The sequence below is a fragment of the Pseudonocardia humida genome (assembly GCF_023898865.1).
Taxonomy (GTDB): domain Bacteria; phylum Actinomycetota; class Actinomycetes; order Mycobacteriales; family Pseudonocardiaceae; genus Pseudonocardia; species Pseudonocardia humida.
In genome coordinates, this window is record NZ_JAGSOV010000063.1 from 58,854 (window position 1) to 77,203 (window position 18,350).

Consider the following 18,350-nt stretch of genomic DNA (forward strand, 5'->3'; position numbering starts at 1 on the left):
GGATGCGCAGGAACGGAGGTCGGATGAGGCGGCTGGTCATCGCGCTGCTGGTGCTGGCCGGGCTACTGGTCGCCGCCGACTTCGGCTCGGCCGCGCTGGCCGAGTCCGCCGTGTCCCGGCAGATGCGCTCCCAACTGGGCCTCGTCGACGACCCGGCGGTGCGGATCAACGGCTTCCCGTTCCTCACCCAGGCGATCTCGGGCACCTACTCCAGCGTGGACGTCGACGCCTCCCGCATCTCGGTGGGCAAGCTGCAGGAGCTGTCGGTGTCCGCGCAGCTGCGCGACGTCGACGCGCCGCTGGCGATGCTGCTCGGCTCCGGCCCGAAGACGCTCGAGGTCGGCGAGGCCGAGGGCATCGTCCGGGTGCCGGCCGACGACCTGGAGCGGCTCGTGCCCGATGTCGCCGACCTGCGCATCGAGACCCTCGACGCGAACGCCCTGGAGCAGGCCGCCGAGGACTCCGACGACCCGGCGCTGGCCGAGCTCGACCCGGAGCGCTCGGTGCGCCTGGTCGGCACCGGCACGCTGCCCGCCTCGCTCCCGGTGTCGTTGCCCGGGCTGTCCGGCGGCGACGAGATCGAGGTGACGGTGATCGCGTCGCTGGAGCTGTCCGACGGCCGGATCCGGACCGAGCCGCGCGACGTGCAGCTCGGCGGGGCCGCCCAGGACCTGCCGAACATCCCCTCGGCGCTGCTGAGCTGGTTCGCGGACAAGTTCGAGGTCCCGATCGACCCGGGCACGCTGCCGCTGGAGGTCGTCCCGACCGACGTGCGGGCGGTCAACGGCCAGCTTGAGGTCAGCGGCGAGGCCTCCGGCCTCACTCTCGGACCGGGGTCGCCGCTCTCGGCTGGCTGACCGCCCGGATCCCGATCCAGGTCAAGGCGGTCCACCGAGTGGGAGACGCTCCCGGGAACTGGGCACTTCGGTTATCCTCGGCGCCGTGAACTGGCCGCTGACCCGTCGCCGCGCAGTCGATCTGTGCCGCGTCGGCAGCTGCCTGTGTCGGGCCTGCTGAGCGCATCCGCGCGTTCCGGCCCTCTCCGCGTGCCCTCGGGGCAGCCACTGGCTGCCGCGCGCGCCGGGCCGGGCGCCCAGCAGTGGCCCCTCTACCCGCAGCAGCCGCACACCATCACGGGAGCACCGCATGAGCCGCCAGGACGTCCTGGTCTCCGCCGACTGGGCGGAGAAGAACCTCGGGACCGAGGGGATCGTCTTCCTCGAGGTCGACGAGGACACCACCGCCTACGACGGCGGTCACCTCGCCGGCGCCGTCAAGATCAACTGGACCACCGAGCTGCAGGACGCGGTCCGCCGCGACATCGTCGACAAGGCGCAGTTCGAGCAGCTGCTGTCGGCCAAGGGTGTGAACAACTCCGACACCGTCGTGCTCTACGGCGGCAACAACAACTGGTTCGCCGCCTACGCCTACTGGCAGTTCAAGCTCTACGGCCACGCCGACGTCAAGCTGCTCGACGGCGGGCGCAAGAAGTGGGAGCTCGACGGCCGCACGCTGACCACCGACGTGGTCGAGCGCCCGGCCACCACCTACACCGCCCAGGAGCCCGACCTGTCGATCCGCGCGTTCCGCGACGAGGTCGTCGACGCCATCGGCGCGAAGAACCTCGTCGACGTGCGCTCGCCCGACGAGTTCTCCGGCAAGATCCTGGCCCCGGCGCACCTGCCCCAGGAGCAGTCCCAGCGGCCCGGCCACATCCCGACCGCGGTCAACATCCCGTGGAGCAAGGCGGCCAACGAGGACGGCACGTTCAAGTCCGACGACGAGCTGGCCAAGCTCTACGGCGAGGCGGGCTACGACGACTCCAAGTCCACGATCGCGTACTGCCGCATCGGCGAGCGCAGCTCGCACACCTGGGTCGTGCTGCACGAGCTCCTGGGCCACGACGACGTCAAGAACTACGACGGCAGCTGGACCGAGTACGGCTCGCTGATCGGCGTGCCGATCGAGCTGGGCGCGCCGCAGAAGGTCGGCGCCTGATGTGCGGCGCCCCTGACCAGTCCCTCGCCCTGCCCCCCGGCACCGACCTCTCCCGGGAGACGGTGCTGGCCGGGCGGGTGGTCGCCGGCGGTGAGCCGGTGGCCGGCGCGTTCGTCCGGCTGCTGGACGGCACCGGCGAGTTCACCGCTGAGGTCGTGGCCTCGGCCAGCGGCGACTTCCGGTTCTTCGCCGCCCCCGGCACCTGGACGCTGCGCGCCCTGTCCCGGGCCGGCAGCGGCCAGACCGCGCTGACCGCCGACGGCCCCGGGCTGCACCAGGCCGAGGTCGCCGTCGCCTGACCCCGGTCGTGAGCGCGTATCGCGGTCAGGACGGTGATACGCGCTCACGATCCCCGGCGGCCAGCGCGGCGAGCTTCTCGGCCTCGTCGATCGCCACCGTCAGGTGGATCTTCGGGCCCTCGTCGGTGGCGCGCCACGTGTACTCGTGGTTCGTCGCCACCAGCTCGACGCCGTCGGCGCGGAAGTAGTGCCAGCGCAGCCGCACCCTGGTCAGCTTGTCGCTGATCTCGTCGACGCCCAGGATCTCCGGGCGGACGTCGGCCGCGCCGAACTGCGCGTAGTAGCCGGCCGCCTGGCCCAGCGCGGCCCGCAGCTCGTCCGGCTCGGCCAGGGTGCCGACGAAGTCGTCGGCCATCGCCATGCACGGGAACCCGTACCGGGCGACGGTCGTCTCGACGTCGCCCTCGACGAGCGCCCTGCCGTAGGCGGTCCAGAACTCCTCGTGGTCCATCAGGTCTCCTCGCAGAGTGAGCGGACGAGCTTGGCCATCGCCGACTGGGCGCTCGCCGACGACCGGGGCCCGATCGCCGCCAGCGCCGCCACCAGCGCGGCCGCCTCGCCCGGGGTGAGCTCCACCGGGGGGAGCACGGCGCGGGCGTCGATCCGGTGCCCGCCGCCCGCGCCGCGCCGGGTCCGGATGGGGACCCCGGCCGACACCAGGTCGGCGACGTCGCGCTCGACGGTGCGCACGGTCACGCCGAGCCGCTCGGCGAGCAGCCTGGCCGACAGCGGCCGGGGCGCCCGCGCGCGCAGCTCCTCGATCAACCGGTGCGCCCGCTCGACGCGGGACAGGTAGGGCTGGACCGATGCCACGCGACCGACCGTATGACCCCATGTCCGACACGCCTGTGTCGGACATCGCCATGCGGCGCGAAATGCCCAGCCGCGTGGCGCGGCGGACCTCCCGCGGGCCGGTGGCTAGGCTGGGCCGCCGTGCACTGGATCCTCACCGGCATGCTCATCGTCGCCAGCCTGGCGACGGCGGTCTACACCGGCTACCTGATGCGGCGCCTGTTCACGCTCGAACCGGGCGTCCCGGACGTGGCCGACGCAGCGGAGGTCCAGCCGGCACCGTCCGAGCCAGCACCGTCCCAGGCCGCACCGGCCGAGCCGGCCGCGGCGCAGCCAGCAGCAGCCCAGGAGAAGGCGTGAGCGAGCTTGCGAGCGAACCATCCACTACAGCAGCTTCGCTTGCGCCGCTGCCGAGCGTCAGCGAGGTAGCGGCGTGAGCGAGCCACAGATCACCGGTACCCCCGCACCCACCCACGCCGCCCCGGACTCCCCGCAGCGCAACCGCCCCCGCTGGGTCGACCTGCCGGTCGAGGACGACACGGCGAACCTGCGCGAGGGACCCGACCTGCACGACCAGTGCCTCGGCCTGCTGCCGCTGGTCGGTGTGTGGCGGGGGCTCGGCGAGGTCGACTACCCGACCATCGAGGGCCCGCAGCGGTTCGGCCAGCAGATCGTGTTCGCCCACGACGGGCGGCCGTTCCTGTCCTACGAGTCGCGCTCGTGGCTGCTCGGCCCGGACGGCGAGGTGCTGCGCCCGGCGGCCCGCGAGACCGGCTTCTGGCGCCCGCAGCCCGACGGCCGCGAGATCGAGGTGCTGATCACGCACGCCACCGGCATCAGCGAGATCTTCTACGGCAAGGCACGCGACCTGCGGTCCTGGGAGATCGAGACCGACGCCGTGGTGCGCACGTCCTCGGCGAAGGACGTCGTCTCCTCGCACCGGCTCTACGGCATCGTGGACGGCGGCGACCTCGCCTACGTCGACGAGCGGGCCATGGAGGGCCAGCCCCGCCAGCCGCACCTCTCGGCGCTGCTGAGCCGCGTCGCCGGCTGACCGGCGGCGCCGGGCCGGGCCCGGGCGCTCAGCCCGAGCGCGACGTCGACGGCGACCGACCGGCCCGGTCGGGTCCGCCGTTGGGGCCGCGCTCGCCCTTGTCGCCGTCCTGGCGGCCCTGCTTCTGGTCGCCGGGCTTCTGGTCGCCCTGGCGGGCCGAGGCCAGCACGGTGGCCTCCGGGCCGGCGGGGCCGCCGGGGCGGCCCTGGCCACCGGGGCCACCCGGACCGTTGGGCTGGCCGTTCTTCTGCTGGCCCGGCCCACCCGGACCGTTCTTCTGCTGGCCCTGCTGGCCCTGCTGACCCTGCCCGCCGGGGCCCCGACCGGGGCCGTGCTGGCCGGACTTGGGCGGGTCGACCGAACGGGTCGGGTCGGCCGGGCGGATCGGGGCGGAGCCCCTCGGCTCGGCGGCCCGGACCATCGCGGTCGGGTCCTGGGTGGGGCCGGCGCCCTGGCGCTGCGGCGGACCGCCGGGAGCGCCCGGCTGCGGCCGGAACAGCTCGCCCGCCTCCGGCTCGGGCTCGCCCCGGGGGCGCATGGACGACGGGGCCTTGTCGACGGCCGGGAAGCCGCCGCTGGGCAGCCGGTGGGCGGCACCGCCCTTGGGCCCGGGCGGACCACCCGAACCGCCGGGGCCGGGACGCCCCGGCTCGACCGGCCGTGACGGCGGCTGCTGCTGGCCACCGCCGGCACCGGGGGGCTGGTGGTGCGGGGACGACTTGGGGCCGGACCCGCCGGGGGCCTTGGGCGCCCCGTTCGGGCGGGCGGCGACCGTCGGGTCGGCGATCTGCGGCGGGCGGTTGCCGCCGGTCGGCGGCGGACCGCCCCGGCCGGGACCACCCTGACCCGGACCACCGGGCCCACCGGGGCCGCCCTGACCGGGACCCTGACCGGGCGCGCCGCCACGGGCGGCCGCCGGCGCGGGCTGGCCCGCGCCGGGCTGCGGCGGCCGCGGACCGGTGGGGCGCCCGGCCGGGGAATCCATCCCCGGTGTCGAGCCACCTTGGCCGCCGTCGCGCGTCCTAGGGGGTGTCCCCGGCGACCCGGGCGACCGGGGAGGCGCGTCGGAGGGCGAGGGCATGCGCGACGTGGCGGCGGCGACCGGCGCCTCGCGCTGCGCGGAGTCGCGCTGCCCGCGCAGCCGCGTGATCTCGGCGAGCAGGGCGTCGCGCTGGCGGGTCAGGTCGGAGAGCTGGGCCCTGACCCGTTCCTCCTCCGCCCGCGCCGCGGCGCGGGCCCGGTTGCGGATCTCGGCGGCCTCCTCCTCGGCCTTCTGCAGCATGGCCTGCACCTCGGGTCCGCCGTCCGGCCGCGGGGCGGGCGAGGGACGGCCGACCGCGTTCAGCGGCTGGCTGCGCACGATGTCCAGGTCGGTGCGCATGCGCACGATGGCCCGCTGCAAGCGGGCTACGTGCTCGTCGACCTGCCGGCGGTCGTAACCGCGGAGGACGACGTCGAACCGTGGGACGCCGCCACCGACGCCCGCTTCCGTCGTCATCGCTGGTTCTCCCCGAGGGTCACACCCTGCATCTGGCCGAGGGTAGGTAGATCATCGTGGTCGCACCGACCCGTTCACTCAGTCGGAGCATACCGGGGAGCGGGCGATGGCCCGCGCCGCCGGTGTCGTGGGACGGCCCGGCACAGCGGCGGGACCACCCCCGCCGACGGCCTACCATCGGTGGGGTGACCCCCACGTCGATGGTCGGACCCGGGAACGGAGCGTCGGCGCTGCGGGACGAGCTGCACCAGCGCGGCCTGCGGATGACGCCGCAGCGTCAGCTCGTCCTCGACGCCGTACGGGACCTCGGCCACGCCACCCCCGAACAGATCTGCACCCGCGTGCAGCGGTCCGCGCCCGCGGTGAACATCACCACTGTGTACCGCACCCTCGACCTGCTGGAGCGGATCGGGGTCGTCCGGCACACCCACCTCGGCCACGGCGCCCCCAGCTACTCCGCCGACGAGCACCAGCACGTCCACCTCGTGTGCCACGACTGCGGGACGGTCGCCGAGGTCCCCACCGAGCTCATGGAAGGGCTGGCCGAGCAGTTGCGCACCACCGAAGGCTTCCACCTGGACGTCACCCACGTCGCGCTGTCGGGCCGCTGCCGCGGCTGCGCCGGTGCGGAGGCCGGCCGATGAGCGCGCCCGACGCGGTCGACGCCCCCGCCGTGCCCGCCCACCGCGGCGACCCGTTCGCCGAGCAGCGGGCGATGACCCGCTCCGCCGCCGTCGTCGACCGCTCCGACCGCGGCGTCATCGCCGTCCCCGGCGACGACCGGCTGAGCTGGCTGCACCTGCTGCTCACCCAGCACGTCAGCGAGCTGCCCGCCGACACCGCCACCGAGACGCTCATCCTCGACGTCAACGGCCGCGTCCTGCACCACGCCGTGGTCGCCCACGTCGGCGACGCCGTCTACCTCGACACCGAGCCGGGCGAGGTGCCCGAGCTGCTGGGCTACCTGACCAAGATGGTCTTCTGGTCCAAGGTGGAGCCGCGCGACGCCTCCGCCGAGCTGGCCGTGCTCAGCGTCGTCGGCCCCGACACCCCGGCCGTCCTGCAGGCCGCCGGCGTCCCCGTCCCGGAGCGCCCGCACGGCGCGCTCGCGCTCCCCGGCTCCGCGGGCCTCGTCCGCCGCATGGACTGGCCCGCCCCCGACGCCGCCGACCTCCTCGTCCCCCGCGCCGACCTGGCCACCTGGTGGACCAGGCTGACCGCAGCAGGCGCCCGCCCCGCGGGCACCATGGCCTTCGACGCCCTGCGCGTCGAAGCGCTGCGCCCCCGCCTGGGCGTCGACACCGACGAGCGCACCATCCCGCACGAGGCCGGCTGGATCGGCTCCGCCGTGCACCTGACCAAGGGCTGCTACCGCGGCCAGGAGACCGTCGCCCGCGTCGCCAACCTGGGCCGCCCACCCCGCCGCCTGGTCCTGATCCACCTCGACGGCGGCGACGAGCACCTCCCCGCCCCGGGCGACCCCGTCCTGCGCGACGGCCGCCCGGTCGGCCGCGTGGGCTCGGTCGTCCAGCACCACGAACTCGGCCCCGTCGCCCTGGCCCTGCTGAAGCGCTCGGTCCCGGCCGACGCCGAGCTGGTGGCGGGCGAAGGCGAGCACGCCTCCCCCGCCACCATCGCCCCCGAGTCCTACGCCCCCGACGACGACACCCCCCGCCCCGGCCGGGCCGCCCAGCTCCGCACAGGCGCCCGCCGCTCCACCTGACCGACGCACGCGCCCACCACTCGCGCGCCCGAGCCGGGACGAGAGTCACTCTCGTCCGGCCTGGCGGCACGAAAGCCACTCTCGTCCGACCCGACGGCACGAAAGCCACTCTCGCCCGGCGATGCGGCGCGACGCCGCGCGGGCGCGGTTGCACGAAAGGGACTCTCGCCCAACCTGGTTGGGCGAACGCGACTCTCGCTCGGTTGACGCCGCGAAGCGTCGCGGGGCGCGGTTGCACGAAAGGGACTCTCGCTCAACCTCGTTGGGCGAATGCCCCTCTCGCTCCGCCGATGCGGCGCGCCAGCGCCGCGAGGCGAGCCCCCAGGCGAGGCGGCGCGCAGCGCCACTCCCCTCCCGAGGCCCCTGCCGTCACGTCGGCGCGCTCAGCAGAGCGCGGCCGACGCAACCCGCGCACCCTCCGATGCCAACCGGCTGGCCGACGCTCCCAACCGTGCGGGGGTCGCGGCGGACGTGCTTCGCTGGACGTGACGACGTGACGGCAGGGGCCGAACCCCCTGCTCGATCTGAGGTCGCCCGCCGCGCAGGCGCCGCCGGAGGCGCTCTTCACCCCACCAGTGACTCAGCCCGCTCGCCCGAGGCTGGGCACGCCGCCCGGCAACGTTCCTGCCTACCGAGGGCGTCCGCGCGCGTCCGCTCCAGGAATAGAGCTCATCGGCGGGAGGGGGAAGTGCGCCTCCGGCGGGCCTCGGCTCCAGCAGGGGGGCCGAAGTGCCCCCTGCCGTCGCGTCGTCCCACGAAGGTTGGCATGGCCGTCCCGACCCCCGCACGCCTGCCATCCACGGGCTGCGGCTGGCAGGGCGGGGTGCGGGGGCCGGGCCGGCCATGCACGCTGCGCGTGCCGACGCGACGGCAGGGGGCACTTCTCCGGGGGACCGGGGAGATGGCGATGGCGGGGCCCGGCCGGGGCCCCGGGCACCGCGCGCACCGTGTGGCCACGGCGCACACGTCAGGACATGTGCGCGGTGGACGCTAGGTGTGCGCGGACGGGCGGGTCTCATGATGCGAGAGAAGGTTCTCGCTATGTGGCGCGAGCACACCGTCGACGCTCATGAGGGAGGGCGGTACCGGTAGCGCTCACCCAGGTCGTCGGGGCGGCTGGGCGGCTGGGGAACGGGTTCTGGTCCGACCGGCCGGCAGCCGGTTGGGACCCCTTCGAGTGATCGCCGTCACGTCGCGGTCGGGTTCGGGGCCGCCGCGGTGCCCGTGGTGCCCCGACGGGGGGCCGGCGGCCGTGCTGGTGCCGCGGCGGCGGTGGCGATCAGTGGGAACGGGCCGGTGTTCACCGCGGCGGGGCGAGCTCGTCCCGCCGGGTCGGGCCGCGACGGCTATGGCCGTGTCGAACACCGCGAACTACGTGGCAGCGGCCGTGCGCCGGTCCTGGGCGGGCTGCCGGCGCGGCACTTCGGATGGTCGGGGATGCTCGCTCTCGGGGCCCTCACGAGCCTCGCGGCGCTGGCCGCTCTGTACCGGTTGAGCGAGCGGCCGACGACACACGCCGCCCTGGAGGTGCCACGTCGCACGCGGGCGGGTTCGCAAGGTACGGTGGACGCAGGACATTGATGACATGAACGGGGCCGCCGACACATCCGGCCGCCCCTTCCCTGTTGTAAGGGGGACCAGCCATGGGGCGCGGACGAGCCAAGGCCAAGCAGACGAAGGTGGCCCGAGAGCTCAAGTACAGCTCCCCCACGATGGATCTCGACGCCCTGCAGCGCGAGATCGGCAGTGGGACGGCACTCCACGACGGGGAGGCTGAGGACGACTTCGTCGACCGCTGGGCTCCAGACGACGTCGAGGACGACCGCCGCCGCTGACGGGGGTTTCCACACCCGCAGCACCGGACCGTGAGGCCGGTAGGGGCGTCGGGATGACGCGCCTCCGTCCGGTCCACCCCCGAACACCGTTCTCTCGCGGGTCGGGGTCCGACACGATCGGCCCGTTCCGGGCCGCCGGTCATCACCGATGCCGGCGGCCCGGACCCGGGTTCAGATCGTGAGCGTCAGCTCGAACGAGTAGCGGCTGGCGCGGTAGAGGTGCGAGCCGTACTCGACGGCGCGCCCACTCTCGTCCCACGCCGTGCGCGTCATGGTGAGCAGCGGTGCGCCGCGGCCTTCGCCGAGCAGCCTGGCCTCCGCGCCGGTCGCCGTGCGCGCCCCGACCACCTGGTTCGCCATCCGCGGCACCCGCCCGGCGGCGCGCAGCAGCTCGTAGAGCCCGCGCCGCTCCAGATCGGCCCGCTCGATCGCGAGCACGTCCGTCGGCACCGCGTTGTGCATGATCGCCAGCGGTTCGCCGCTGGCGTAGCGCAGCCGCTCGAACCAGGTGATCTCCGACCCGGGCGCGACGCCGAGCGCCTCGGCCACGTGGTCGGGCGCCGGGCGCACCTCCAGCAGCCGGATCTCGGTGCGCGGGTCGCGGCCGGTCTTGGCCAGGTCGTCGTAGAGGCTGGACAGCTCCACCGGCCGGCGCACCTTGGGGTGCACGACCTGCGTGCCGACCCCCCGCTTGCGCACCAGCATCCCGCGCTCGACCAGGTACTGGATGGCGCGGCGCATCGTCGGGCGGGAGACGCCGAGCCGCTCGGCCAGCTCCACCTCGTTCTCCAGCCTGCTGCCGACGGGTACGCCGCCGTCCTCGATCAGCTGCTGCAGCCGGGTCGCCACCTGGAAGTACAGCGGGACCGGGCTCGTCCGGTCCAGCGGGACCTCGGGCACCACGGCGTCCGGCGTCCGTTCCCCCACGGCGACCCCTCGCATGTGACTTTGTCCTGACAAAGTATTGACGTACTGACAGCCCGGAGAGTACATCTCTCAGGGTTCGGCGTCACTGGTCGATCGCGGACGGGAAGGACAACGATGGTGTTGGACTCAGCGCCCGAGGTGTTGACGATGGGGCGGATCGGCGTGGACATCTACCCGCTGCAGATCGGGGTGTCCCTGCGCGAGGTCACGTCGTTCGGCAAGTACCTCGGCGGCAGCCCGTCCAACGTGGCGGTGGCCGCGGCCCGCTACGGGCGGCGCAGCGCGGTCATCACCCGCACCGGGGCCGACCCGTTCGGCGAGTTCCTGCACGACGCGCTGCGCGGCTTCGGCGTGGACGACCGCTACGTCACCCCGGTGCCCGGGCTCAACACCCCGGTGACCTTCTGCGAGATCTTCCCGCCCGACGACTTCCCGCTGTACTTCTACCGCGAGCCGACGGCGCCGGACCTGGAGATCCGCACCGAGGAGCTCGACCTGGACGCCGTGCGCGCCGCCGACGTCTTCTGGGTCACCGGCACCGGCCTGTCGCGCGAGCCCAGCCGGGCCGCCACCCTGGCCGCGCTGCAGGCCCGGGGGCGGCGCGGCATCACCGTCTTCGACCTGGACTACCGGCCGATGTTCTGGGAGTCGCGCGCGGAGGCGCACCGCTGGTACGCCGAGGCGCTGCCCTACGCGACGGTGGCGGTGGGCAACCTCGACGAGTGCGACACCGCGGTCGGCGTGCGCGAGCCGCGGGCGGCGGCGGAGGCCCTGCGCGCGGCAGGCGTGCAGCTCGCGGTGGTCAAGCAGGGCCCGGCCGGTGTGCTCGCGCTCAGCGCGGACGACGCCGTCGAGGTGGCGCCGGCGCCGGTCGAGGTGGTCAACGGGCTGGGCGCGGGCGACGCGTTCGGCGGCGCGCTGTGCCACGGGCTGCTCGCGGGCTGGGACCTGGAGCGGGTCATCCGGTTCTGCAACGCCGCCGGGGCGATCGTGGCCGGGCGGCTGGCCTGCGCCGACGCCATGCCGACCGCCGACGAGGTCGAGGCCAAGCTGCGGGAGGCCATCCGTGCGTGACGACGTGCTCGCCGAGCTGGTGGCGACCCGGGTGCACCGGCCCGACGCCATCGGCGAGGCCGCGGCCCGGCGCCGCCGACCGGCCTCGCTGGTCGACGACCACGGCAAGCTGATGATGATCGCCGCCGACCACCCGGCCCGCGGCGCGCTGCGCGCCGGTGAGCGCGCGCTGGCCATGGCCGACCGCGCCGACCTGCTCGACCGGCTGGTGCTGGCGCTGTCCCGGCCCGGGGTCAACGGCGTGCTCGGCACCCCGGACGTGCTGGAGGACCTGCTGCTGCTCGGGGCGCTGGACGACAAGGTCGTCGTCGGCTCGATGAACCGCGGCGGGCTGGCCGGCACGGCCTTCGAGATCGACGACCGGTTCACCGCCTACGACGCCGCGAGCATCGCGGGGTCGGGGTTCGAGGGCGGCAAGATGCTGGTGCGCATCGACCCGGAGGACCCGGCGACGGCGCCCACCCTGGAGTCGTGCGCACGGGCCGTCGGCGAGCTCGCCGGGCAGCGGCTGATGGCGATGGTGGAGCCGTTCATCTCCCACCGCGTCGACGGCCGGGTGCGCAACGAGCTCACCGCCGACGCGATGATCCGGGCGATGACGGTGGCCGCCGGTCTGGGCCGCACGTCGGCGCGCACCTGGCTCAAGGTCCCGATCGTGGACGAGATGGAGCGCGCGATGGCGGCCACCACGCTGCCCGCGCTGATCCTGGGCGGCGAGGTCGCCGCCGACATGGACAAGGCGTTCGCCAGCTGGAGCAAGGCGCTGGCGCTGCCCACGGTGCAGGGGCTGGTGATCGGCCGGTCCCTGCTCTACCCCCCGAACGACGACGTGGCCGGAGCGGTGGATGCGGCGGTGAGCTTGCTGTGACGATCAACAGGTCGACAGATCTCGTGGTAAGGGCGGGCGAGACGGCCGACGGCCCCTTCTCCCTGGTCATCACCCCGGAGAAGGCCGGCTGGGGGTACAGCTCGCTGCGCGTGCTGGAGCTGGCGCCCGGCGCGGAGGCGACGTTCGACACGGGCGAGGAGGAGATGGTCGTGCTGCCGCTGTCCGGCGGCGGCACCGTCGCCTGCGACGGCGAGCGCTTCGCGCTCACCGGCCGGCGCGGCGTGTTCTCCCGGGTCAGCGACTTCGCCTACGTCCCCCGCGACGCGACGGTGACGGTGTCCTCGCAGTCCGGCGGGCGGTTCGCGCTGCCCGGCGCGCGGTGCGCCAACCGGTTGACCGCGCGCTACGGGCCGGCCGAGAAGGTGCCGGTCGAGCTGCGCGGGGCCGGGCAGGCCAGCCGGCAGGTGAACAACTTCTGCACCCCGCAGGCGTTCGAGGCCGACAAGCTGATCGCCGTCGAGGTGCTCACCCCGGCCGCGAACTGGTCGTCCTGGCCGCCGCACAAGCACGACGAGGAGCGGCCCGGCGAGTCCCGCCTGGAGGAGATCTACTACTTCGAGGTGAACGCGCCGCAGGGCCGCGAAGGCATCGGCTACCAGCGCGTCTACAGCTCGGGCCCGGATCGGGAGATCGACGTCTGCGCCGAGGTGCGCAGCGGCGACACGGTGCTGATCCCGCACGGCTGGCACGGCCCGTCGATGGCCGCGCCCGGCTACGACCTCTACTACCTCAACGTGATGGCCGGTCCCGGCACCGAGCGGGCCTGGCTGATCTGCGACGACCCGGCGCACGGCTGGGTCCGCGACACCTGGGCCGACCAGCCGGTCGATCCGCGCCTGCCGCTCACCGGCACGGACGAGAGGGAGGAAGCGTGACCGTCCGACTGACCGTCGCCCAGGCCGTGGTCCGGTTCCTGGCCGCGCAGCGCACCGAGCGCGACGGCACCACCCACCGGGCGGTGCCGGGGATGTTCGGGATCTTCGGGCACGGCAACGTGGCCGGGGTCGCGCAGGCCCTGCTGGAAGCGGCCGATTCGGGCGACATGCCCTACCACCTGGCCCGCAACGAGCAGGGCATGGTGCACTCGGCCGTCGGCTACGCCCGGATGCGCAACCGGGTGCAGTTCATGGCCTGCACCGCGTCCATCGGGCCGGGCTCGACGAACATGCTCACCGGCGCCGCGCTGGCCACCACCAACCGCATCCCGGTGCTGCTGCTGCCCTCCGACGTCTTCGCCACCCGGGCCGCGAGCCCGGTGCTGCAGGAGCTGGAGCAGCCCTACGGCTACGACGTCAGCGTCAACGACGCCTTCCGCCCGCTGTCGAAGTTCTTCGACCGGGTGTGGCGGCCCGAGCAGCTGCCCTCGGCGCTGCTGGGCGCGATGCGGGTGCTGACCGATCCGGCCGAGACCGGCGCGGCGACGATCTGCCTGCCCCAGGACGTGCAGGCCGAGGCGTTCGACTGGCCCGAGGAGCTGTTCGCCGAGCGCGTCTGGCACATCGGGCGCCCCGAGCCCGACCGGGCCGCGCTGGCCAGGGCGGCCGAGCTGGTCCGCGGCGCCCGGAGGCCGCTGCTGGTGGCGGGTGGTGGCGTGCACTACTCGGAGGCCACCGACGCCCTGCGGGCGTTCGCCGACGCCACCGGCATCCCCGTCGCCGACACCCAGGCCGGCAAGGGCGCGATCCTGTGGGACCACCCGTGCGCCGTGGGCGGGGTCGGCTCCACCGGCTCCCCGGTGGCCAACGCGCTGGCCCGCGAGGCCGACGTGGTGATCGGCGTGGGCACCCGGTGGAGCGACTTCACCACCGCCTCGCGCACCGCGTTCCAGGACACGGGCGTCCGGTTCGTCAACCTCAACGTCGCCGCCTTCGACGCCGCCAAGCACGCCGGCGAGATGGTGGTCGCCGACGCCCGGGCCGGCCTGGAGGCGCTCACCGCCGCCCTGGACGGGAAGCGGTGGGAGCGCACCTGGGACCCGACGGAGTGGAACGCCGTCGTCGACCGGGCCTTCCACCTCGGCCACGGGCCGCTGCCGGCGCAGACCGAGGTGCTCGGCGCGCTCAACGAGGAGATGGACGCCCGCGACGTCGTCGTGCAGGCGGCCGGCTCGATGCCCGGCGACCTGCAGATGCTCTGGCGGGCCCGGGACGCCAAGCAGTACCACGTCGAGTACGCCTACTCCTGCATGGGCTACGAGATCGCCGGCGCCCTCGGGGTCAAGATGGCCGCGCCCGACCGCGAGGTGTTCGCGCTGGTCGGCGACGGGTCGTACCTGATGATGGCCAGCGAGATCGTCACCGCGGTGTCCGAGGGGATCAAGCTCAACCTGGTCATCGTGCAGAACCACGGGTTCGCCTCCATCGGGGCGCTGTCGGAGTCGCTGGGCTCGCAGCGCTTCGGCACCCGCTACCGCTACCGCGACCCGGAGACCGGCCGGCTCGACGGCGAGACCCTGCCCGTCGACCTGGCCGCCAACGCCGAGAGCCTCGGCGCGGAGGTCATCCGGGTCCGCACGATCGAGGAGTTCCGGGCCGCCATCGCCCGCTCCCGGGCATCCGACCGGACCACGGCCATCCACATCGAGACCGACCCGCTGGCCCCGGTGCCCGACAGCGAGAGCTGGTGGGACGTGCCGGTGTCGGAGGTCTCCCGCCTCGACAGCACCCAGCAGGCCCGCAAGACCTACGAGACCCACAAGCGCGACCAGCGCCCGCTCATCACCCCACCGACCGGGAGGAACCAGCCGTGAGGACCGTGACCCACTGGATCGGTGGCAAGCCGACCACCGGCGAGTCCACCCGCACCTCCCCGGTCTGGAACCCCGCGACCGGGCAGCAGCAGGCGGAGGTGCTGCTGGCGAGCACCGCGGACGTCGACCAGGCCGTGCAGGCCGCGAAGGCGGCGTTCGCGAGCTGGTCGCAGTCGTCGCTCTCGGCCCGCACCAAGATCCTGTTCACCTTCCGGGAGCTGGTCAACGCCCGCACCCAGCAGCTGGCCGAGATCGTCTCCGACGAGCACGGCAAGGTCATCTCCGACGCCCGCGGCGAGGTGCAGCGCGGCCTGGAGGTCGTCGAGTTCGCCTGCGGCATCCCGACCCTGCTCAAGGGCGACTACTCCGACCAGGTCTCCACCGGCGTCGACCTGTTCTCGTTCCGGGCGCCGCTGGGCGTGTGCGCGGGGATCACCCCGTTCAACTTCCCGGCCATGGTCCCGATGTGGATGCACCCGGTGGCCATCGCCTGCGGCAACACCTTCGTGCTCAAGCCCAGCGAGCGCGACCCCTCGGCGTCGCAGCTGGTCGCCGAGCTGTGGGCGGAGGCCGGGCTGCCCGAGGGCGTGTTCAACGTCGTGCACGGCGACAAGGAGGCCGTCGACGCGCTGCTCGACCACCCCGACGTCGCCGCGGTGTCGTTCGTGGGGTCGACACCGATCGCGAAGTACATCCACCAGCGCGGCACGGCCAACGGCAAGCGCGTGCAGGCCCTTGGCGGGGCCAAGAACCACGCGATCGTCATGCCGGACGCGGGCATCGACTACACCTCCGACCACCTGGTCGCGGCGGCCTTCGGCTCGGCGGGCGAGCGCTGCATGGCCATCTCGGCCGCGGTGGCCGTCGGCGGGGCGGCCGACGAACTGGTCGCGGCGGTCGCCGAGAAGGCCCGCGCGGTCAAGGTCGGGCCGGGCCGCGAGCCCGACAGCGAGATGGGCCCGGTCATCACCGCGGCGGCGAAGGACCGGATCGTCGGGCTCATCGGCTCGGGCGCCGAGCAGGGCGCCGACCTGGCCGTCGACGGGCGCGGGCTGTCGGTCGCCGGCCACGAGGACGGCTTCTTCGTCGGCCCGACCCTCATCGACGGGGTCACCCCCGAGATGGACGTCTACCGCGAGGAGATCTTCGGCCCGGTGCTGTCGGTGGTGCGGGCCAGCTCCGTCGACGAGGCCATCGCGCTGGTCAACTCCAACCCGTACGGCAACGGCACCGCCATCTTCACCTCCTCCGGGGAGGCGGCGCGCCGGTTCCAGCGCGAGGTGAACGTGGGAATGATCGGCATCAACGTGCCGATCCCGGTGCCGATGGCCTACTACTCGTTCGGCGGGTGGAAGGACTCCCTGTTCGGCGACAAGCACGTGCACGGGCCGGAGGGCGTCTCCTTCTACACGCGGGCCAAGGTGATCACCTCGCGGTGGCCGCACGTCGAAGGCGCGTCGGGCTCCTCCTTCCACTTCCCCACGGCGAACTGAGGGCCGGGCGATGCGGCTGGAGAAGCTCACCCTCGGCACCGCCCCGGACTCCTGGGGCGTGTGGTTCGCCGAGGACGACCGGCAGGTCGGCTGGTCGACCTACCTCGACGAGATCGCGCAGGCCGGCTACACCCACACCGAGCTGGGCCCGCAGGGGTTCATGCCGCAGGACCCCGCGCGGCTGCGCGACGAGCTCGCCGCGCGCGACCTCACCCTCTGCGGCGGGACGGTGTTCGCCGGTCTGCACCGCGGCGCCCAGGCCCTCGACGAGGCCGTCGAGGCGTGCGGGCGGGAGGCCCGGCTGCTCACCGCGCTCGGCGCCCGGCACCTGGTGCTGCTGCCCGAGCAGTACACCGACCAGCACACCGGCGAGCCCACCCAGGCCGGCGACATCGACCCGGAGCAGTGGAAGGCCCTGACCACCGGCTACGACCGGCTGGGCAGGGTGCTGCTCGAGGAGTACGGCGTCGACCTGGTGTTCCACCCGCACGCCGACACCCACGTCGACAGCCAGGAGCGCGTCGAGCGGTTCCTGGCCGACACCGACCCGCGCTACGTCAACCTGTGCCTGGACACCGGGCACATCTCCTACTGCCACGGCGACAACATCGCGATCGTCGAGCGGTTCCCGGAGCGCATCCGCTACGTGCACCTCAAGCAGGTCGACCCGGCCGTGCGCGACAAGGTGCGCGCCGAGAAGCTCAGCCTCGCCGAGGCCGTGCCGATGGGCGTGATGGTCGAGCCGCCCTACGGCGAGCCGGCCATGCCGCCGCTGCTGGACGCGCTGGCCCGGCTGGACACCGACCTGTTCACCGTCGTCGAGCAGGACCTCTACCCGGTCGAGCCGCACGTCCCGCTGCCCATCGCCGCCCGCACCGCGGGCTACCTGCGCGGCTGCGGACTCGGCCCGGTCCGGCGCTGGCCCTACTGACGGCCCACCAGCCCCCGCCGCTCCCCCGGTCGGCGGCCAGAGAGAGGAACACACTCAATGAGGAGTACCCGGAAGGCGATGCGAGCGGCCGCCGTGGCCGCCGCGCTCGGTCTCGCGCTGGCCGCGTGCAGCAGCCAGGGCGGCGCCCAGCAGCAGGAGGGCGGCGGGGGCGGCGGCACCGGCGGTTCCGTCGGCGGCGAGCAGTACACGATCGCGATGGTCACCCACGAGCAGGCCGGCGACACGTTCTGGGACCGGATCCGCGCCGGCGCCGAGGACGCCGCGGCCGCGCACAACGTCGAGCTGCGCTACTCCAACGGCCAGCAGGCGCCCGAGCAGGCGACCCTGGTGCAGAACGCGATCGACAGCCAGGTCGACGGACTGGCCGTGACGCTCGCCTACGCCGAGCAGGTCGGCCCGGCCGCCAAGTCGGCGGCCGACGGCGGCATCCCGACCGTGGTGTTCAACTCCGGCCTGGAGCAGTACGAGCAGTTCGGCGCGAAGATGTACTTCGGCTCCGACGAGAGCCTCGCCGGCCAGGCCGCGGGCGAGCGGCTCGCCCAGGACGGCGGTCAGAAGGCCATCTGCGTGATCCAGGAGCAGGGCCACGTCGCGCTGGAGGCCCGCTGCGCCGGTGTCGCCGCGACGTTCCCGAACACCGAGGTCCTCTACGTCCAGGGCACGGACCTGCCGTCGGTGCGCTCGACGATCGGCGCCAAGCTGCAGGAGGACGCGTCGATCACGCACATCGTGACGCTCGGCGCCCCGTACGCGCTCACCGCGCTGGAGTCGGTGTCCGACGCGGGCAGCCAGGCCAAGGTCGCGACGTTCGACCTCAACGTCGACGCGGCGAAGGCGATCCAGGAGGGCCGGATCATCTTCGCCGTCGACCAGCAGCCCTACGTGCAGGGCTACATGGCCGTGGCGTCGCTGTGGCTGAACCTGTCCAACGGCAACGACATCGGCGGCGGCGGCCCGGTGCTGACCGGCCCGTCCTTCGTCGACTCGACCAACATCGAGCAGATCGTCACCTACGCCCAGAACAACACCCGCTAGTTCCATCCCGGGGGGAGCCGGTTCCCGGCTCC

At 74.0% G+C, this 18,350-nt stretch carries 19 protein-coding genes; 15 read left to right on the forward strand and 4 right to left on the reverse strand.

All coding sequences use genetic code 11. From position 1 onward, the window contains the following. The first annotated feature begins 23 nt into the window (after window positions 1-23). The 3 genes from KDL28_RS29825 (at window position 24) to KDL28_RS29835 (ending at window position 2,297) form a co-directional block, all read left to right on the forward strand. On the forward strand, window positions 24-857 hold the full coding sequence (locus tag KDL28_RS29825; RefSeq protein ID WP_252443981.1) for an LmeA family phospholipid-binding protein: 834 nt from the start codon (window positions 24-26) through the stop codon (window positions 855-857). A 289-nt stretch (window positions 858-1,146) separates the two neighbouring features. Continuing rightward, window positions 1,147-1,998 carry a sulfurtransferase gene (locus KDL28_RS29830; protein ID WP_252443982.1) on the forward strand — a complete coding sequence of 284 codons (852 nt, stop codon included), beginning with the start codon at window positions 1,147-1,149 and terminating at the stop codon, window positions 1,996-1,998. Then, window positions 1,998-2,297, forward strand: a complete 300-nt coding sequence (locus KDL28_RS29835; RefSeq protein WP_252443984.1) for a DUF1416 domain-containing protein — start codon at window positions 1,998-2,000, stop codon at window positions 2,295-2,297. The genes KDL28_RS29830 and KDL28_RS29835 overlap by 1 nt, the downstream gene beginning before the upstream one ends. A 25-nt stretch (window positions 2,298-2,322) precedes the next feature. Here the strand turns inward: KDL28_RS29835 and KDL28_RS29840 are convergent, their stop codons facing one another. Together KDL28_RS29840 and KDL28_RS29845 are read right to left on the reverse strand one after the other, a co-directional pair. Further along, window positions 2,323-2,748 (reverse strand): DUF6841 family protein, encoded by a 426-nt coding sequence (locus KDL28_RS29840; protein ID WP_252443986.1) that lies wholly within the window; start codon window positions 2,746-2,748, stop codon window positions 2,323-2,325. Beyond that, window positions 2,748-3,110, reverse strand: coding sequence for a helix-turn-helix transcriptional regulator (locus KDL28_RS29845; RefSeq protein ID WP_252443988.1), 363 nt, complete (start codon window positions 3,108-3,110; stop codon window positions 2,748-2,750). The genes KDL28_RS29840 and KDL28_RS29845 overlap by 1 nt, the downstream gene beginning before the upstream one ends. A 120-nt stretch (window positions 3,111-3,230) precedes the next feature. Between KDL28_RS29845 and KDL28_RS29850 the strand changes: the two genes are divergently transcribed. Both KDL28_RS29850 and KDL28_RS29855 read left to right on the forward strand, forming a co-directional pair. Then, a complete protein-coding gene (locus KDL28_RS29850) occupies window positions 3,231-3,449 on the forward strand; it encodes a hypothetical protein (protein WP_252443990.1) in 219 nt (72 codons plus the stop codon). An 88-nt stretch (window positions 3,450-3,537) separates the two neighbouring features. Then, a complete protein-coding gene (locus tag KDL28_RS29855) occupies window positions 3,538-4,143 on the forward strand; it encodes a heme-binding beta-barrel domain-containing protein (RefSeq protein WP_252444091.1) in 606 nt (201 codons plus the stop codon). Between the two features lie 28 nt (window positions 4,144-4,171). On the opposite strand, the gene KDL28_RS29860 is transcribed toward KDL28_RS29855, so the two are convergent. Then, window positions 4,172-5,641 (reverse strand): hypothetical protein, encoded by a 1,470-nt coding sequence (locus KDL28_RS29860; RefSeq protein WP_252444108.1) that lies wholly within the window; start codon window positions 5,639-5,641, stop codon window positions 4,172-4,174. A 200-nt stretch (window positions 5,642-5,841) separates the two neighbouring features. On the opposite strand from KDL28_RS29860, the gene KDL28_RS29865 reads away from it, so the two are divergent. The 3 genes from KDL28_RS29865 to KDL28_RS29875 all read left to right on the forward strand — a co-directional run bounded on the left by KDL28_RS29865 (window position 5,842) and on the right by KDL28_RS29875 (window position 9,199). Then, entirely contained in the window at window positions 5,842-6,285 is a 444-nt protein-coding gene (locus KDL28_RS29865; RefSeq protein WP_252444093.1) for a Fur family transcriptional regulator, read from the forward strand. After that, window positions 6,282-7,364: a CAF17-like 4Fe-4S cluster assembly/insertion protein YgfZ gene (gene ygfZ, locus KDL28_RS29870; RefSeq protein ID WP_252443992.1), complete on the forward strand. Its 1,083-nt coding sequence runs from the start codon at window positions 6,282-6,284 to the stop codon at window positions 7,362-7,364. The genes KDL28_RS29865 and ygfZ overlap by 4 nt, the downstream gene beginning before the upstream one ends. Before the next feature lie 1,643 nt (window positions 7,365-9,007). Then, window positions 9,008-9,199 carry a DUF3073 domain-containing protein gene (locus tag KDL28_RS29875; RefSeq protein ID WP_252443994.1) on the forward strand — a complete coding sequence of 64 codons (192 nt, stop codon included), beginning with the start codon at window positions 9,008-9,010 and terminating at the stop codon, window positions 9,197-9,199. A gap of 171 nt (window positions 9,200-9,370) precedes the next feature. Here the strand turns inward: KDL28_RS29875 and KDL28_RS29880 are convergent, their stop codons facing one another. Further along, the gene (locus tag KDL28_RS29880) at window positions 9,371-10,126 is read right to left on the reverse strand and encodes a GntR family transcriptional regulator (protein ID WP_308216083.1); all 756 of its coding nucleotides are present in this window, start codon (window positions 10,124-10,126) and stop codon (window positions 9,371-9,373) included. A gap of 114 nt (window positions 10,127-10,240) precedes the next feature. Here KDL28_RS29880 and iolC point away from each other — a divergent pair, with 114 nt between their 5' ends. The 7 genes from iolC to KDL28_RS29915 all read left to right on the forward strand — a co-directional run bounded on the left by iolC (window position 10,241) and on the right by KDL28_RS29915 (window position 18,318). Continuing rightward, window positions 10,241-11,200, forward strand: coding sequence for a 5-dehydro-2-deoxygluconokinase (gene iolC, locus KDL28_RS29885; RefSeq protein ID WP_372497110.1), 960 nt, complete (start codon window positions 10,241-10,243; stop codon window positions 11,198-11,200). Next, complete coding sequence (locus tag KDL28_RS29890; RefSeq protein WP_252443996.1) at window positions 11,193-12,068, forward strand: Cgl0159 family (beta/alpha)8-fold protein; 876 nt, start codon at window positions 11,193-11,195, stop codon at window positions 12,066-12,068. The genes iolC and KDL28_RS29890 overlap by 8 nt, the downstream gene beginning before the upstream one ends. Window positions 12,069-12,070: 2 nt before the next feature. Continuing rightward, a complete protein-coding gene (iolB, locus tag KDL28_RS29895) occupies window positions 12,071-12,964 on the forward strand; it encodes a 5-deoxy-glucuronate isomerase (RefSeq protein WP_252444098.1) in 894 nt (297 codons plus the stop codon). After that, on the forward strand, window positions 12,961-14,838 hold the full coding sequence (iolD, locus tag KDL28_RS29900) for a 3D-(3,5/4)-trihydroxycyclohexane-1,2-dione acylhydrolase (decyclizing) (RefSeq protein WP_252443998.1): 1,878 nt from the start codon (window positions 12,961-12,963) through the stop codon (window positions 14,836-14,838). Before iolB ends, iolD begins: the two co-directional genes overlap by 4 nt. Beyond that, the gene (locus KDL28_RS29905; protein WP_252444000.1) at window positions 14,835-16,331 is read left to right on the forward strand and encodes a CoA-acylating methylmalonate-semialdehyde dehydrogenase; all 1,497 of its coding nucleotides are present in this window, start codon (window positions 14,835-14,837) and stop codon (window positions 16,329-16,331) included. Before iolD ends, KDL28_RS29905 begins: the two co-directional genes overlap by 4 nt. A 10-nt stretch (window positions 16,332-16,341) precedes the next feature. Next, window positions 16,342-17,262 carry a TIM barrel protein gene (locus tag KDL28_RS29910; protein ID WP_252444002.1) on the forward strand — a complete coding sequence of 307 codons (921 nt, stop codon included), beginning with the start codon at window positions 16,342-16,344 and terminating at the stop codon, window positions 17,260-17,262. A 78-nt stretch (window positions 17,263-17,340) separates the two neighbouring features. Then, window positions 17,341-18,318: a substrate-binding domain-containing protein gene (locus KDL28_RS29915; RefSeq protein WP_252444004.1), complete on the forward strand. Its 978-nt coding sequence runs from the start codon at window positions 17,341-17,343 to the stop codon at window positions 18,316-18,318. Window positions 18,319-18,350 lie beyond the last annotated feature (32 nt).